Origin of the sequence: Candidatus Njordibacter sp. Uisw_056, from assembly GCF_047730085.1 — a bacterium.
Taxonomy (GTDB): domain Bacteria; phylum Pseudomonadota; class Gammaproteobacteria; order Pseudomonadales; family Balneatricaceae; genus Njordibacter.
Genome location: NZ_CP159830.1, coordinates 2,321,715 through 2,337,352, shown reverse-complemented (window position 1 = coordinate 2,337,352; position 15,638 = coordinate 2,321,715). Strand labels below are relative to the sequence as shown.

The window sequence follows — 15,638 nt, the reverse complement described above, 5'->3', positions numbered from 1 at the left end:
ACATTGCAAGACATTCAGGTAGACTCTTTATCGAACAACCATTCAATAAAAAATCCATTAACCCTTTTTGAATTAATCTTATGCAACACACGCAGCTCTATATTAACGGTGCTCATACGAGCGCAACGTCTAATGAAACATTTACTAGTATTAATCCGGCCACTGGCCAGCCCCTAGGTACCATAGACCAAGCTAGTCAGGGAGACGTGGATGCTGCTGTTGTGTCGGCCCAAGCTGGGTTTGCCATTTGGTCTGCAATGATGCCTGTTGAGCGTGCACGTATCCTGCAAAAAGCAGCAAGAATATTACGTGAACGCAACGATGAGTTGGCGCAGCTAGAAGTATTAGACACAGGTAAACCTCTGCAAGAAGCTAATTGTGTGGATATAGTCTCCGGTGCTGACGTGATCGAGTACTATGCTGGGCTCATTTGTGGCATGCAAGGCACGCAGCAAGACTTAGGTAAAGATGCTTTTTTCATGTCACGTCGTGAACCTTTAGGGGTGTGTGCTGGTATTGGAGCCTGGAATTATCCCATTCAAATTGCCTGTTGGAAGTCTGGGCCTTGCTTGGCTGCAGGTAATACTATGGTGTTTAAGCCTTCTGAAGAAACCCCATTAAGCGTCATGAAGTTGGCAGAAATTTATACTGAAGCGGGCGTGCCGGACGGCGTATTTAACGTAGTGCAAGGTGATTTTCGTGTGGGTCAAATGCTTACTGCCCATAAAGATGTCGCTAAAGTCTCCTTTACTGGGGAATCTGGTACTGGCAAAAAAATCATGTCTGACTCTGCTTCCAACCTTAAACAAGTGACCATGGAGTTGGGTGGCAAGTCACCTATGCTAGTGTTTGATGATGCCAAGTTGGATAATGCTGTGGCAGGGGCAATGTTGGCTAATTTTTACACCCAAGGTGAAGTGTGCACTAATGGCACTCGGGTGTTTGTGCAGGCTGGAGTATATGATGAATTTGTGGCCAAAGCGGTTGAATGTGCCAATAGAATTAAACTTGGTGATCCGCTTGATTTAGACACTCAAATGGGTGCCTTGATTAGTATAGAACATTTAGAAAAAGTAATGGGCTTTATTGAAGGGGCCAAACTCACCAGTGCGCGCTTAGTGTGTGGTGGACACCGGCATCAGTCTGAGGCGACCCAGCACGGGTACTTTGTTGAACCCACCATATTTGCTGATTGCACGGACGACATGGTGCACGTAAAAGAAGAAATATTTGGCCCAGTGATGTCTATTTTAAAGTTTACTGATGAAGATGAGGTAATTGCTCGTGCAAATGATACAGACTATGGTTTGGCGGCGGGTGTATTTAGCCAAGATATTAGCAGGGCCCACCGGGTGATTAATCAGATCCAAGCTGGCATATGTTGGATCAATAGCTGGGGTGATTCACCTGCAGAGATGCCAGTAGGTGGCTACAAACAATCTGGTGTTGGCAGGGAGAATGGCCCAGAAACCTTGCACCACTACACGCAGGTGAAAAGCGTCTTTGTTCGCTTAGACGATTTAGAATCCCCCTATTAAGGAATACTTCAGCATGACTAAGACATATGATTACATTATTGTTGGAGCAGGTTCTGCTGGCTGCGTATTGGCGAACAGACTTAGCCAAAGTGGCGAGCATCGAGTGCTCTTATTAGAAACTGGAGGCACTGATAAAAGTATTTTCATTCAAATGCCCACGGCTCTGTCTTACCCCATGAATACAGAAAAATACGCCTGGCAATTCCACAGCCAAGCCGAAGCAGGGCTCGATGGCCGTGAAATGCATTGTCCCCGCGGTAAAGTTTTGGGGGGCTCATCTTCTATTAATGGCATGGTTTATGTACGTGGCCATGCAATGGATTATGAACAGTGGCAAGAGCAAGGTGCAATGGGTTGGAATTATGCAGACTGCTTGCCGTATTTTAAACAGGCCGAAACATGGCAAGGTGGTGAAGACGAATATCGCGGTGGTAGTGGCCCAGTAGGCACCTGCGGTGGCAATAACATGCGCCTCAACCCTCTCTATCAAGCCTTCATTGATGCTGGCCAAGAAGCTGGGTATCCATACACTAAAGACTTTAATGGAGAGCAACAAGAAGGTTTTGGTGCGATGCACATGACCGTTAAAAGCGGTGTGCGTTCCAGCACCAGTAATGCACATTTACGCAGAGCCCTTAAGCGTCCTAACCTTACCTTAATAAAAAAGGTGACGGCTCAAAAGGTGTTGTTTGATGGCCTACAAGCTACGGGGGTGGAATACCTTCAAGGTAGCCAGCTGAAGCAGGTCTATGCTAGTAAAGAAGTGATATTAAGTGCAGGTTCTGTGGGCTCTCCACAATTACTGCAGCTGTCTGGCGTAGGGCCTGCCCAAGTGTTAGCTGACGCCCATGTACCCTTGGTGCATGATTTACCGGGTGTTGGTGAAAACCTGCAAGATCATCTTGAAGTATACTTTCAATACCGGTGTAACCAACCTATCAGCCTTAATAGCAAGCTTGATTACTTTAATATGGGTTTAATAGGTGCTCGTTGGCTGCTTACAAAAACTGGATTAGGTGCAACTAACCATTTTGAATCTTGTGGTTTTATTCGCTCACGTGCGGGCCTTAAATGGCCAAACATCCAATACCATTTTTTACCAGCAGCCATGCGCTACGATGGTAATGCAGCCTTTGATGGGCACGGGTATCAGGTTCATGTAGGCCCTAATAAGCCAAGTAGTCGTGGGCATATTCGTATTGTGTCTAACAAAGCAAGTGATGCGCCAGAAATAGTGTTTAACTACATTGGCACAGAACAAGATAAGCAAGACTGGCGCGACTGTATTCGCCTTACCCGAGAACTGCTTAATCAACCCGCTCTAGACCCATTTAAAGGTGAAGAAATTCAGCCTGGACAAAACGTACAAACTGATGATGAAATTGATGCCTGGGTGAAAGAGAATGTTGAAAGTGCCTACCATCCGTCCTGTACTTGCAAGATGGGAGCAGATGAAGATGTTATGGCAGTGCTTGATAGCCAATGCAAAGTGCGTGGTTTAAAAGGGTTAAGAGTAGTCGATTCCTCTATCTTTCCAGTAATTACGAATGGCAACTTAAACGCGCCAACTATCATGGTAGCAGAGAAAGCAGCGGACTTAATCCTAGGTAAAAAGCCGTTGTCACCTGCAGATGCTAATGTGTGGATCGCAGACCAATGGCAACATTTACAGCGCACGGGTACCCCGGTGCGCACTTTTGAATTAATGGGTGATTAACGCACTTAAGGTGCTGTGATGCGCTTTAAAATTCACGACAGCGTGCAGTGGTTGTATTACAATAATTCTTTGAGTTTGTTCTAAGAGACAGCTGCCAATCTATGGTTAATCGAGATTTATCCATTATTATTCCCGCCAAAGCCAGTGGTGGGTTTATTCTGCACAAGGTAGAAGTGTTGCTAGACTATTTGCAGCAGCACTGGAACGCTAAGTTTGAAGTAGTGGTGTGTGTTAATGGTGAACTAACTGAGGTTCAAAAATCCCACGCTACGTTAACAGCGCAGTTTGCTGATGACCCCCGCGTTGTATTACATCAACACTTGTCGCCAGCAGGCAAGGGGGCAGCTCTCCAATCAGCTTTTCTAAAAACGCAGTACAACTTGATTAGCTTTATTGATGCAGATCTTCCGTTTGATTTAGCTTTTTTAAAACAAGCTGAAGAAGCTATTAAAAGTGGCTCTAGCTTAGCAGTAGGAAACCGCCGCTTGGTGAAAAGTAGGGTCCACTTGCCCACTGCATTGTTACCCTCGTTATTTAAACGGCATATGTTTGGCTTACTCTATAACAGAGCAGTGAGGCTGCTATTTGGTATTCAACAGTCTGACACACAGTGTGGCATAAAACTCATGACGAGAGATTTTGCCACCACTCTTTTTTGTCACCTAACCTGCCATGGCTTCTCGTACGATGTGGAAATGTTTTTATTGGCACAAGGCCATGGTGACAAGGTGACTTCTATTCCAGTCACGTTGATTCACGACCATGGCCAATCTACCCTGAGCCTGGGTAGTGAACTGATTCGCTCCACTAGGTCCTTAATACATCTCAAATACAAAAAAATTCGTGGTGAATACCTACCACGATTAGCGCTGAGTAAAACCCAGAATGAATTGCTACAAATCACCTCTGACGACTGGGGTATTTCTCCTGCGGTTAACGAAGGTATGCTTAAGCTGGCGCAGTTAGGGGTTATTAAACGTGTTTCAATTATGGCCAATAGCTTGCATAAAAAATATTTGCTTGATGAGTTAAAAGCCGTTCCTGGCATTCAGCTAGGCTTGCACTTTAACTTGACTAATGGCGTACTTTTAGGTCAAAAATCTGGATGTCATCAGGGTGATGGCCTTGCAAAAACGCCACCCTTGATGCATTTAATTAAACAAAGTTGGTTTGGCTGCCGTACTTTATCAGGAGCATTGCTGAAAGATATAGAGCAAGAGTTCACTCTGCAAGTAAAGGGGTTGCAAGAACACGGTGTGGTATTAAGTTATTTCGATTCACACCACCATGTCCATTTGTTGCCGGGGGTTATTGAGTGTATTGCGCCTCACGCAAAAATGTTAGGTCTAGGCCACACTAGGCTGGTACTGGACTGGGGTTTATTCGGTAAACCCCAATTTTTACTGTGTTGGTTTTCTCTTACCGCAAAGCGTGCTGCAGATCGCACCGGTTTATCTTACCTGCCGTTTAAATACCCTGGCCGTAAGCAGTTTGTCTTACGCAATCAGTGGCAAGGTCAGTTAGATAAGGTCACTGAGCCTACAGAAATCATTTGTCACCCAGCAACCCACGGCGACTTGCAGCTATTGCCAGAAGAATACTCTGACCATTATGATGGTGCACGGGTTGATGAATTTTGGGCCTTGTATAATTTAAGTCGCTAACTGGAACATTGACCTTTAGCAACATTTTGGATGAATGCTAATGTATGAGGTGCTTATTGTCGGTGCTGGAATAAGTGGTATGCGCTTGGCCCAGCTGCTGCAACAGCGAGGCACTCACTATTGCTTAATTGATGCACGGTTCAGGCTGGGAGGCCGTATTGTGTCCCAATCAATGGCCGAAGGGGTTCAGCCCGAATCTGGTCATCATCGCTATGATCTAGGGCCTTCATGGGTGTGGCCAAACCAACCGAGAATAAACCAGCTTGCTAGGCAGCTTGGTATCAAGCTTTACCCCCAGTATGACCAAGGCACTCTAGTGTACCAGGATCAATTTGGATCCATCGATACAACCATTAATGCTGCACCGATGTCTGGGTCCTTGAGAGTTCAGGGAGGCCAACAAAGCATTATAGATCGCCTGTCCACTAAGTTAGAGGCTGAACGAGTTTGGTTAAACCATACAGTGCGCAGCATTACTCAAGCTGAGGCAGGGGTGAGTGTCAAGTGCGCAACCTCTTGTGGTACTAAAACCATACTCGCTCAGCGAATTGTGCTGGCAGTGCCACCTCGGTTAGTCGCCAAGTCTATTAGCTTCTTCCCAAAGTTGAAGCCTGAACAAACTCAAGTGATGGGTGATATCCCTACATGGATGGCAGGTCAAAGTAAGTTTACAGCAGTCTACTCCAAGCCGTTTTGGCGTGACCATGGGTTGTCTGGAGACGGTGTGAGTCGTATTGGCCCATTATCAGAAATTCACGACGCCTCCCCTGAAAATGAATCTAGAGGAGCCCTTTTTGGTTTTTTTGGCTGGCCGGTGCAACAAAGACAAGTACCTGAAAAGAAGTTAATAGAACAAGCGATCACCCAGTTAAGGCAAATGTTTGGTCCCGAAGCTGCTCACCCCCTGCAGGTTTCATTGCAAGACTGGGCTGCTGACCCACTGACAGCGACAGCGGCTGATGTTGAGCAAAAAGTGCAGCCCCAGTGTGGTTCGTTAACAGAGCTGGACCACTTATGGCAAGGCCGCATTATGTTCTCATCTGCTGAAACAGCAAAGGGATTTAGTGGCTTAGTTGAAGGGGCGTTAGAAGCAGCAGAAAAAGTGTTTAATGACCTGATAGTATATGGTGTTAATCATTAAGACTCTGTCTTTAGGTACAACGACAAATAGTCTGTAATGACTTGGCGGGCTAAACTTGAGTCAATGCCTTGGGGATTAAGAGCACCTCGTAACCAAATCCCATCAATAAGTGCAGCTATGCTTGTTGCCACCATTTGCGCCTGCTGATGAGGCATGCAGCGCTTTAACTCAAACCTTAAGTAAGACAGTAGGCGTTTTTCATTCACTCGCTGTAAGCGGTTTAACGCAGGGTCATGCATAGCTTGAGCCCAAAAAGCGAGCCAAGTTTTTACCACCGCTTCATCTTGTTGGTGGGTGCTAAAATTTTCTCCTACAATGGCTTCTATACGCCCCACCATATCGTCTTTAGGTACGTTAGCTAGGCGCATGTTAATGCCGGTGGCAAGGTCTTTTAAAATACTTCGCATAGTGGCCTCTACAAGGCCGCTTTTGCCATCAAAATAATGATTAATAATGCTTGGGGAAATACTAGCTTGTTGACCAATTTTAGCCACCGAAGCATTAAGAAACCCTACTTGCTTAATAACTTCCATAGTGGCGCGTATCAGTTGAGGGCGCCTAATTTCTGGCATGCCTATTTTGGGCATAAGGAAGTCCTATTACGGGTTAATTTAGTGAGCAACGGCCCTAGAAAAAATTTGCATAATAATGACACCAGAAAGAATAAAACTGATGCCGATGATCGCTGGGGTATCAAGTCGCTCATTAAAGAACCAATGACCAATGACTGAAATAAGCACAATACCCATGCCTGACCACACCGCATAGACCACGCCAATAGGGAGAACTTTTAGGGAAAAAGTTAATAGGTAAAACGACACCACAAAACAGACAGCAACCGCTAAAGAAGGAAAGAACTTGGTAAACCCAGCAGACTGTTTGATGGCTGAAGTGCCTACCACCTCAAACACTACAGCTAAAAATAGTAAAAACCAACTTTTCATTTAAGTTCCTTAATTAGATCAACCGCCTAAGCGTAAACAATACCTTAATAACAGGAGTGTGGCGAGAAAATAAATGGGTCTTAAACGCTGCAGGTTAGCTTATGTGAGTGACTATATGGGTAGATTAATTTTCTGGTATACAGACCCATTGGATACTTAAAAAAAGGAGGGAGGTACTATGCCTAAAAAGTGTTAACGAGTGTGCAACTCCATGCACAAGAATAGGGTTTAAATTACAACCCACATGGTTAGGCTTAAAATTGGATGCTTTAGGTCATTCCCGATGGCTATAATAAAGCTGACCAGAGTTTCCGTGTTATCTGGCCAAAGAGTAGTTTTATAATTCTGCCTTACTTCGATTAGTAATCTCTAGTGTGTTGAGGCCCATTCATTAGACCTTTATTGGTGACCGCATCCGGAATATATGCTTTTGCACACTAGCATGACGTACCTTATCGATCACTTCTTTAGTCCCAAGCTGCTCCCGATCAATTGATATAAAGCCATCTGCGCGGAAAAGTTGAACACCCACAGAAAAACCTGAATTTATAAAGGCTTGAGCGATCTGGGAGAGTGTGTGATTGTGCATTGGCATTGGGCTATAGGCATTGATTCTAGCTTGCATCGATTCCAGTTCATCTCCAAGTTGGTATTCAGAATGAGTGACATAATAGACGCCACCAGGTTTTAACATAGTTTTGATAATCTTAGCGTGATTATTGAGGTCCTCAATCAAATAAATTACGGCATTACTAAATGCCACATCAAACTTATTTGTGTGATGTTCTGGTGTAGTTGTGACTTCATAGGAGAGGGGTAAATTACCTTTTCGAGATTCACCTACGGCAACTGACTGTTCGACTATATCTACACCCACGCCTGCTAAGAATGGCTTTCGAGCATAAAGAGCCCTTAGAAATCCACCCTGATTACAACCAAAATCCAACACAGTGAGACCGTTCAGAATAGGTTCCTCAATAAGATCGATCAAATGTTGCCAATGCCTTTGATGACGAACTTCCATATCCTGGTCATCTTCAGACCACGTTTTAAAAATACTGTTGCTCATTACTAAATTTACTCCAAAACTATTATTGTTTAGCCAATTCGGTGTGTGACTTCCTTGTCTGATTTAGCTAAACCTACCTGTATTATTATGCGCTAACATAGTTACAACTTAATGCCACGCTAGATGTCAAATGTGCATCTACATACAAGGCGCCACGGGTGGTTCGCTCAACTCCAGCAGAAACCCCGTAGGTTTCTCCAAGTTCTGGCATTTTTAGGATTAGCTCTGGCGTTCCATCAGCGATAATGCGCCCATCATTTAATAAGATTAAACGATCGCAGAACTTAGCTGCCAAATTAAGATCATGAAGTGCTGCCATGACAATCGGTTTACGCCGCTTCGTCTCTATGTGAATCGCATTCATTATTGATAACTGATGATGCAAATCTAGGGCGCTAGTTGGCTCGTCTAACAAAATAACGGCAGGCGCACGAACTAGGGTTTGTGCTACCGCCACCATTTGCGCTTGCCCACCACTGAGGTCTGCGATCCCTCGGTTTGCTAAATGCGCTAGCTCCAGCGTATCTAGTACTTGAGACACTTGGTGCAAGTCTGCTTTACCTACTCGCCAACCTGTGGTTTGTTTTAATGCTAAAAGTACACTTTCAAACACAGTAAGTATGGCATTACAACCGACAGCCTGAGGCATATAGGCTACTAGCCGCGCCTGATTCCGCCTATGCAACTGAGTTAATTCGACACTGCCTAGGTCAATGCTTCCTGACAAGGGTTTGATTAGACCTGCAATAGACTTGAAAAGCGTTGATTTACCCGATGCGTTCGGGCCGATCAACCCCACTAGCTCACCACCCTCCAAGTTTGAAATTGATATATCCTTAAGCACTTTCTTACCAGGATATCCGGCATAGATATGGTTTATAGATAACATTATGATAATTTCTCCCGACGCGTACTTAAAATAATGGAGACAAACACGGGCACACCAATTAGAGAGGTTATTATGCCAATGGGATAAATAATCCCCGGTGTAATTGATTTAGATATCAGTGAGGTGAGGGACAGCACAAGCGCGCCAATAATGGCAGCCAGAGGCACGAAGAAACGTTGATCTTCACCTACTAGTAAGCGGGCAATATGTGGCCCGACTAGCCCAACAAACCCGACCGTGCCCACAAATGATACAGCTGTTGCAGCTAACAACGAAATGCAAATTAGCATCTCGACTCTTAGTCGAGGCACGTCAACACCCATACTGTTTGCAGTCACTTCCCCCATTCTTAGGGCGGTCATGGGCCAGGTTCTCAGCAAACTAAACGGAATAGCTATGGCCAGAAGAATTCCGCCCAAAGCGATTTTATCCCAGCTTGCGCGACTCAAAGAGCCCATCATCCAAAACACAATACGGGCAATCTGATCTTCAGATGCCATGTACTGCATTAGGGCAAGTAGGGCTGAAAAAGTGAAAAATATAGCTATACCAAAAAGAATCATGGTTTCAGAGCCCACACCTTTTAGGCGAGTTGCAAACAAAATAAACCCACAAGTCATAAGTGAAAATACAAACGCATTTGCAGTAACAAGCAATCCCCCCACACCAGGGACAACGCTAAACCCAAGTACAATGGCCAAGGATGCACCAAAACTGGCAGCAGCAGAGACGCCAAGAGTAAATGGCTCTGCCAACGGGTTATTGAGGATGGTTTGCATCTGGGCCCCTGCTAATCCTAAAAGAGCACCCACTAATACAGCAGTGACAGCAATAGGAAGACGATAATCCCACATGATAACTTGTAGCCTAATACCATGGGATTCAGGTTCAGAAAACACCCCCAACACAGTGGAAAGTGGATAGTTGCCGGGACCAGTAGATACGTCGATAAAAAAACTTATTATTAAAAGGCTAATAATGATCGCCATAATCCAGTATTTCCGCCCGATCTGAGCAGCATAAGCATGTTGCATTTCAACTTTTTGTGTATTGGTGTTCATAACCCCTTCTAACCTCCTAAAGTTGGTCCCTTAACTCAAGGGACCTTTTTACTTAATAATTAGTTATTGATTAGAACTTGCTGCCAAGCTACCCCAGAATACGCCAGAGTAGTCAATAGGAAGAAATCTGTCATGAAGTTCTTCCATCGTTGACGTTGGATCAATATCGTCAAATAATTCTGGGTGTAGCCACTTAGCAAAAGCCTGCATAGCAACAAAGTGGTAAGGGCTGTTGTAGAATTGGTGATAGATGGAGTGGAAGCGACCATTTTTCACTGCTGACAATTCAGGCCAACCAGACCTGTTTGCCAAAGCTCCTAAGCGTTCCTGTACCATCTTCTCATCGGCTTCATACCCAAACAGCACTGCCACAGTGGCTGGATTGGCTTCAGCCCAGTTAGCGCCTGTACCTATGATGATTTCTGGATCATCAGCAAATATGGCTTCCAAGCTAACTTTTGCAGAAAACCCAGGTGTTTTAGAAGAACCCCAGTTGCGACCACCAGCTAAATCAACTAAACGGCCTAAATTGGTCGCGCCAAAGGTGCTGCAGCACTTATCTGGGTTATATCCAGCTGCACGCTCGATAAACACTACTGGCCTTTCATCCAAAGGAATGCGGTCTACACGCGAATAAATAGATTTCATTTGTGCAACATAAAAATCAGAAAACGAATCAGCTTCATCACGCTTGTCAAAAATACGCCCTAATAACTGTATACTTGGAAGAGTGTTTTGCGTTGGGTCCTGGCGGAAGTCAACAAATATAGTGGCAACACCAGCTTTCTCAAGCTTTTCTATAATGCCACTCTCTTGAGCTTTCAATAAGTTTCCAAGATTCATCAAGACTACTTCTGTACCCAAAGCGATGACCGCTTCAATGTTCCACTCGTCAGAGTATGGGCTGCCAAAACTAGGAATTTTTTTGGCATGAGGGAATACATCTAAATATTTACGATAAGCATCTGGGTCAAACTTGACCATATCGTCTTTCCATCCAGCAATACGCTTAAATGGATCATCTTTGTCAAGCAGTGCAATTGAGTAAATCATTCGGCCTTCACCGATAACTACCTTTTGTGGGTCTTTTTTGACCATAACTGTGCGACCAGCCATATCGGTCACTTCAATAGTTTCAGCCTGAGCTGCAGGGGCTATAGCAACCATTAGAGTCAGCACTGTTAAAGTAGAGAAAAATTTCCTCAACTGTGTACTAATTTGCATTGTAATCTCCGTTAATGTGTAAACTTAAAGTCATGCAGATACTACATAACGATGAGAATAATAACACGAACGATTCTCATTTACAAAATAATTTGGCCTGTCGAGGTCGGTACACTTCGTTCTCTCAATATTTTTTAATTCGTCAAACATAACATGGCAGCGTTTACTACCTAACTTCAAACGAGTGGTATTTTGGGTTAGTAGTAGCCAATTAGCCGACATAAAGTCGCATGAAGCACACCAATGAATAGCAAAAAATTACAGGCGATATGCTAATGCTGGACAGTGTTCAGGTGCATATCATATTAGATAAGTGCATCCGCGTGTGGGGCATGGAAGTGAGCGAAACCACATTATCTAAGGTAGGTGAATAGCATTTGCTTAACGCAACTTCCTTATCAAATGAATGAGTTTGTTTAATAATGGCCACAGGCAAAAGTTAGCTATTGTCAGATGATTTTTCTAACGCTAAATAGTTATTTATACCCACAATGCGGTCTTGTGCATGATGATTAACGTAAATAACAGAAGTTTCCCTTGCTGCACAAATTTTCTCAATCAAGGCTAACACTAGCTGACGATTGATATCGTCTAGGCCCAAGCAAGGTTCGTCTAGAATTAGAAGTGGAGGGTGCTTAACCATAGCTCTAGCGATGAGTAGTAAGCGCTGGTCACCATAAGATAGCTTATTAAATGGCTGGTCGCCTCGGTTGCCCATGCCCAATAAAGCTAACCATTCATCTGCAATTTCCTTTTGTCGGTCACTGCTTCGGCTATACAAGCCAATTGAATCATAAAAGCCAGAAATGATAACATTTCGTAAGCTGGTGCCTACGCGGTATTCCCATTGCAAAGCCGTGGAGACGTAACCGATGTATTGTTTAATCTGCCAAATGCTTTCGCCATTTCCTCTTTGGTAACCAAACACATAAATATCGTTGGTGTAACACTGGGGATGATCACCAGTAATAAGCGACAAAAGCGCTGTTTTACCACTGCCATTAGGGCCACTAAGTTGCCAATTTTCATTGGGCTGTATGCACCAATCAAGGTCCTTAATCAACACCATGTCGGTGTGCTTAATAGAAATATTATTGAGTTTTACCAGGGGTTTTTTTGGGTCTAGGGCGGGTATTGAATTCTCAGTATCTGCAGTAGGAACCTGTAAGTCTGTAGTTTTAAGGTGCAACAACTGATAGAGCTCATCGTAAGCCTTGGTGTCTTGGCGTTTCACCTGATGGCGAAGTTCACCGTGCTCAACATAAGCGATGTGACTAATAAAACCTGGTATTTCATCAAAACGATTGAGCACCATAACCACAGGAGTGTGCTTTACCACGTCGATAAGGTGGCCTTGAAGCATGGTGTGAGCTGCGCTATCTAGGCCATCAAAGGGCTCATCTAAAATGAGTAGATCTGCGTGACAAGACAAGGCTCGTATCAGCATAACTTTGCGGGATTCACCTGTTGATAACTTTCGAAAAGCGCGTTCAAGAAGGTAATTTAACTCAAACTTGTGAATTAAATCTTGGGCTATTACTGGGTCCACTTCATTGGTAAAGATGATTTCACGCACAGGAGTGCCGAGGCTTATGACGTCTAAAATGTCAGCATCATCTTTTTTGAGTTCGGCTTGAATGAGTTCGGCTTGGGCCTCAAAAGATACCCAGCCAATATTAGAAGGAATGCCACTAGTGCTGCCAGCTAGAATTTCTCCATAGCCAGCCAGCACTGCGGCGAGGGCAGATTTACCAGCACCATTTGCGCCAGTAATTAACCAGTGTTGATGCTGCTCGACTTGCCAATTAATGTGTTTAAGCTGAAAACCCTCATCAAACTCTACGGACAAATCGTGCAGCTGCATCATTAACAACTTACCTTAAACAATCTTCTTCATGTCTGCCATATGGCCACGCAACGTAGCGCCAATAGCTTCCACTGGGTGGCTACGTAAGGCCTCATTTACTTCGATTAAGCGGGCGTTATCTACGCCGTTGTCGTCTGAAGAAAGGCCACGCCCGATGACGTCTGTATCGATGTCTTTCATAAAGTCACCCAACAAAGGTAAGCAGGCATGGTTGTACAAGTAACAGCCATATTCTGCGGTATCAGAGATAGTCGCGTTCATTTCGTATAACTTTTTACGAGCAATAGTGTTAGCAATCAATGGTGTTTCATGCAACGATTCATAGTAAGCAGAATCTGCAATAATGCCTGCTGCAGTCATAGTTTCAAAAGCGAGCTCTACACCAGCTTTAACCATCGCTACCATTAAAATGCCGTGGTCAAAGTACTCTTGCTCAGAGATCTCCATGTCACCCGCGGTGGTCTTTTCAAAAGCAGTTTCGCCTGTTTCGGCACGCCAGCCTAAAAGGTTAACGTCATCGTTAGCCCAGTCTGCCATCATGGTGCGAGAGAAGGTGCCATTAATAATGTCATCTTGATGCTTATTGTACAAAGGACGCATGATCACTTTCAATTCTTCAGAAAGGTCAAAAGCCTTAATTTTAGCGGGGTTAGAAAGGCGATCTAACATGTTAGTTACACCCCCATACTTCAGTGCTTCAGTAACAGTTTCCCAACCGTACTGGATTAGCTTAGAGGCATAACCTGCATCAACACCCTTATCGATCATCTTGTCAAAGCACAACAAAGAACCCGTTTGTAGCATGCCACAAAGGATTGTTTGCTCACCCATAAGGTCAGACTTTACTTCAGCAATAAAAGATGACATCAACACACCAGCCTTGTGGCCGCCGGTTCCTACGGCGTAAGCTTTAGCTAGTGCTAGGCCGTGGCCTTGTGGGTCGTTATCTTCGTGCACTGCGATAAGCGTAGGTACGCCAAATCCACGTACATATTCTGCTCGTACTTCAGAACCTGGGCATTTAGGAGCAACCATGATTACCGTTAGGTCATCACGAATCTTCATGCCTTCTTCAACAATGTTAAAACCATGAGAGTAGGACAAGCATGCCCCTTGCTTCATTAATGGCATAACAGCTTCTACTACTGGCGAGTGCTGCTTGTCTGGAGTTAGGTTAAGCACGATGTCCGCAGTAGGGATGAGTTCTTCGTAGGTGCCTACGGTAAAACCATTCTCAGATGCATTTTTGAACGATTGACGTTTTTCGTCAATTGCAGACTGGCGTAAGGTATAGGAAACGTCTAGGCCGCTGTCACGTAGATTTAAGCCTTGGTTGAGGCCTTGAGCGCCACATCCAATAATGACCATCTTCTTACCTTTAAGGGCATCTACACCTTCGGTAAATTCATCCATGTGCATAAAACGGCACTTGGCTAGTTGTTCAAGCTGCTCTCGCAAAGGCAAGGTATTAAAATAGTTATTAGACATAGGAAGGCCCTGTGGTTTAAGAAATAGCATATAGCTGTTCACGTATGGTAATGATACGCTCTGTTAATGTTTTCGTAAATTGATATATATGCCACATAGTGAGCCATATAATGCAACACTAATCTAAAATTGTGCTAAAATTTGTGTTGTGGACATAAAACATCTCAAACATTTTTTAACCTTAGCCGAGAGCTTACATTTTGGCAAAGCGAGTGCTGCGTGCCACATTAGTTTGTCTGCACTGTCTCGCAACATAAGGCAATTAGAAGAAGAACTAGGTGCACCATTGTTCAATCGCGACAACCGCAGCGTGCAACTTACATCTGAAGGTCAAGCTTTTGTGAGCTACGCTCGTTCTGCATTAGGTGAATGGATTGCTATCCGCAATCAAGTGCAAAATGCCCATGATCAATTGCAAGGTGAGGTGAGTTTATATTGCTCTGTCACAGCTGTTTATAGTTTATTATTTGACTTGTTTCAGCGCTTCCGTCAGGATCATCCAAATATAGAAATTAAACTTCACACGGGTGATCCAGACCAAGGTATTGCGCATGTAATTTCTGGGGAAGAAGACCTTGCCATTGCTGCGAGGCCAAAAAATTTGCCGAGGGAACTTGCCTTTAAACCGATTACTATATCCCCATTGGTCTTTATAGCAGCCAAAGACCAAACCAGCCTAGAACAGCCATTAATTACCCCAACTAGCCCTAAAGAATGGGCTAAAGTACCTATGATCTTGGCAGAAGATGGCTTATCTCGTCAGCGAACAGATGCGTGGTTTAGGGCGATGGACGTAACGCCAAAAGTGTATGCACAGGTGGCTGGTAATGAGGCTATCGTCATTATGGTTAGCCTTGGTTTAGGCATCGGTGTAGTACCAAAGATTGTGTTGGATAACAGCCCGACTATTGACCGCATTCAAATATTAGATGTAAAACCACAACTTGAGGCTTATGATGTGGGTTTATTTGCCCTTAAAAAGAACCTTAAAAAACCCTTAGTGAGTGCCTTATGGCAGTTAGTGTCACAAGGATAA

At 44.2% G+C, this 15,638-nt stretch carries 13 protein-coding genes; 5 read left to right on the top strand and 8 right to left on the bottom strand.

The features are described 5' to 3' along the window. The first annotated feature begins 80 nt into the window (after positions 1-80). The 4 genes from betB to ABXT60_RS11155 all read left to right on the top strand — a co-directional run bounded on the left by betB (position 81) and on the right by ABXT60_RS11155 (position 6,060). The gene (gene betB / locus ABXT60_RS11170) at positions 81-1,538 is read left to right on the top strand and encodes a betaine-aldehyde dehydrogenase (protein WP_443630225.1); all 1,458 of its coding nucleotides are present in this window, start codon (positions 81-83) and stop codon (positions 1,536-1,538) included. A gap of 13 nt (positions 1,539-1,551) precedes the next feature. Continuing rightward, positions 1,552-3,255 (top strand): choline dehydrogenase, encoded by a 1,704-nt coding sequence (gene betA, locus ABXT60_RS11165; RefSeq protein WP_443630224.1) that lies wholly within the window; start codon positions 1,552-1,554, stop codon positions 3,253-3,255. A 101-nt stretch (positions 3,256-3,356) separates the two neighbouring features. Next, positions 3,357-4,919 carry a ChbG/HpnK family deacetylase gene (locus tag ABXT60_RS11160; RefSeq protein ID WP_443630223.1) on the top strand — a complete coding sequence of 521 codons (1,563 nt, stop codon included), beginning with the start codon at positions 3,357-3,359 and terminating at the stop codon, positions 4,917-4,919. A gap of 40 nt (positions 4,920-4,959) precedes the next feature. Next, a complete protein-coding gene (locus ABXT60_RS11155; protein WP_443630222.1) occupies positions 4,960-6,060 on the top strand; it encodes a flavin monoamine oxidase family protein in 1,101 nt (366 codons plus the stop codon). Here ABXT60_RS11155 and betI read toward each other — a convergent pair. The 8 genes from betI to ilvC all read right to left on the bottom strand — a co-directional run bounded on the left by betI (position 6,057) and on the right by ilvC (position 14,602). Then, positions 6,057-6,647 (bottom strand): transcriptional regulator BetI, encoded by a 591-nt coding sequence (gene betI, locus ABXT60_RS11150; RefSeq protein WP_443630221.1) that lies wholly within the window; start codon positions 6,645-6,647, stop codon positions 6,057-6,059. The two genes, ABXT60_RS11155 and betI, sit on opposite strands and share 4 nt — an antisense overlap. A 24-nt stretch (positions 6,648-6,671) precedes the next feature. Next, positions 6,672-7,004, bottom strand: coding sequence for a DMT family transporter (locus ABXT60_RS11145; RefSeq protein ID WP_443630220.1), 333 nt, complete (start codon positions 7,002-7,004; stop codon positions 6,672-6,674). Between the two features lie 391 nt (positions 7,005-7,395). Next, positions 7,396-8,073, bottom strand: coding sequence for a class I SAM-dependent methyltransferase (locus ABXT60_RS11140; protein ID WP_443630219.1), 678 nt, complete (start codon positions 8,071-8,073; stop codon positions 7,396-7,398). Between the two features lie 85 nt (positions 8,074-8,158). Continuing rightward, positions 8,159-8,962, bottom strand: a complete 804-nt coding sequence (locus tag ABXT60_RS11135) for an ABC transporter ATP-binding protein (protein ID WP_443630218.1) — start codon at positions 8,960-8,962, stop codon at positions 8,159-8,161. Continuing rightward, complete coding sequence (locus ABXT60_RS11130) at positions 8,962-10,023, bottom strand: FecCD family ABC transporter permease (protein ID WP_443630217.1); 1,062 nt, start codon at positions 10,021-10,023, stop codon at positions 8,962-8,964. Before ABXT60_RS11130 ends, ABXT60_RS11135 begins: the two co-directional genes overlap by 1 nt. Positions 10,024-10,086: 63 nt before the next feature. Beyond that, the gene (locus ABXT60_RS11125; RefSeq protein WP_443630216.1) at positions 10,087-11,247 is read right to left on the bottom strand and encodes an ABC transporter substrate-binding protein; all 1,161 of its coding nucleotides are present in this window, start codon (positions 11,245-11,247) and stop codon (positions 10,087-10,089) included. Positions 11,248-11,686: 439 nt separating this feature from the next. Then, entirely contained in the window at positions 11,687-13,114 is a 1,428-nt protein-coding gene (gene modF / locus ABXT60_RS11120) for a molybdate ABC transporter ATP-binding protein ModF (protein ID WP_443630215.1), read from the bottom strand. Between the two features lie 12 nt (positions 13,115-13,126). Further along, positions 13,127-14,602, bottom strand: a complete 1,476-nt coding sequence (gene ilvC, locus ABXT60_RS11115; protein WP_443630214.1) for a ketol-acid reductoisomerase — start codon at positions 14,600-14,602, stop codon at positions 13,127-13,129. Positions 14,603-14,750: 148 nt separating this feature from the next. On the opposite strand from ilvC, the gene ilvY reads away from it, so the two are divergent. After that, positions 14,751-15,638 carry an HTH-type transcriptional activator IlvY gene (gene ilvY / locus ABXT60_RS11110; protein ID WP_443630213.1) on the top strand — a complete coding sequence of 296 codons (888 nt, stop codon included), beginning with the start codon at positions 14,751-14,753 and terminating at the stop codon, positions 15,636-15,638.

Coding starts and splice junctions, on each gene's coding strand:
- betB (WP_443630225.1), top strand. CDS start 81: ATGCAACACACGCAGCTCTATATTAACGGTGCTCATACGAGCGCAACG.
- betA (WP_443630224.1), top strand. CDS start 1,552: ATGACTAAGACATATGATTACATTATTGTTGGAGCAGGTTCTGCTGGC.
- ABXT60_RS11160 (WP_443630223.1), top strand. CDS start 3,357: ATGGTTAATCGAGATTTATCCATTATTATTCCCGCCAAAGCCAGTGGT.
- ABXT60_RS11155 (WP_443630222.1), top strand. CDS start 4,960: ATGTATGAGGTGCTTATTGTCGGTGCTGGAATAAGTGGTATGCGCTTG.
- betI (WP_443630221.1), bottom strand. CDS start 6,647: ATGCCCAAAATAGGCATGCCAGAAATTAGGCGCCCTCAACTGATACGC.
- ABXT60_RS11145 (WP_443630220.1), bottom strand. CDS start 7,004: ATGAAAAGTTGGTTTTTACTATTTTTAGCTGTAGTGTTTGAGGTGGTA.
- ABXT60_RS11140 (WP_443630219.1), bottom strand. CDS start 8,073: ATGAGCAACAGTATTTTTAAAACGTGGTCTGAAGATGACCAGGATATG.
- ABXT60_RS11135 (WP_443630218.1), bottom strand. CDS start 8,962: ATGTTATCTATAAACCATATCTATGCCGGATATCCTGGTAAGAAAGTG.
- ABXT60_RS11130 (WP_443630217.1), bottom strand. CDS start 10,023: ATGAACACCAATACACAAAAAGTTGAAATGCAACATGCTTATGCTGCT.
- ABXT60_RS11125 (WP_443630216.1), bottom strand. CDS start 11,247: ATGCAAATTAGTACACAGTTGAGGAAATTTTTCTCTACTTTAACAGTG.
- modF (WP_443630215.1), bottom strand. CDS start 13,114: ATGATGCAGCTGCACGATTTGTCCGTAGAGTTTGATGAGGGTTTTCAG.
- ilvC (WP_443630214.1), bottom strand. CDS start 14,602: ATGTCTAATAACTATTTTAATACCTTGCCTTTGCGAGAGCAGCTTGAA.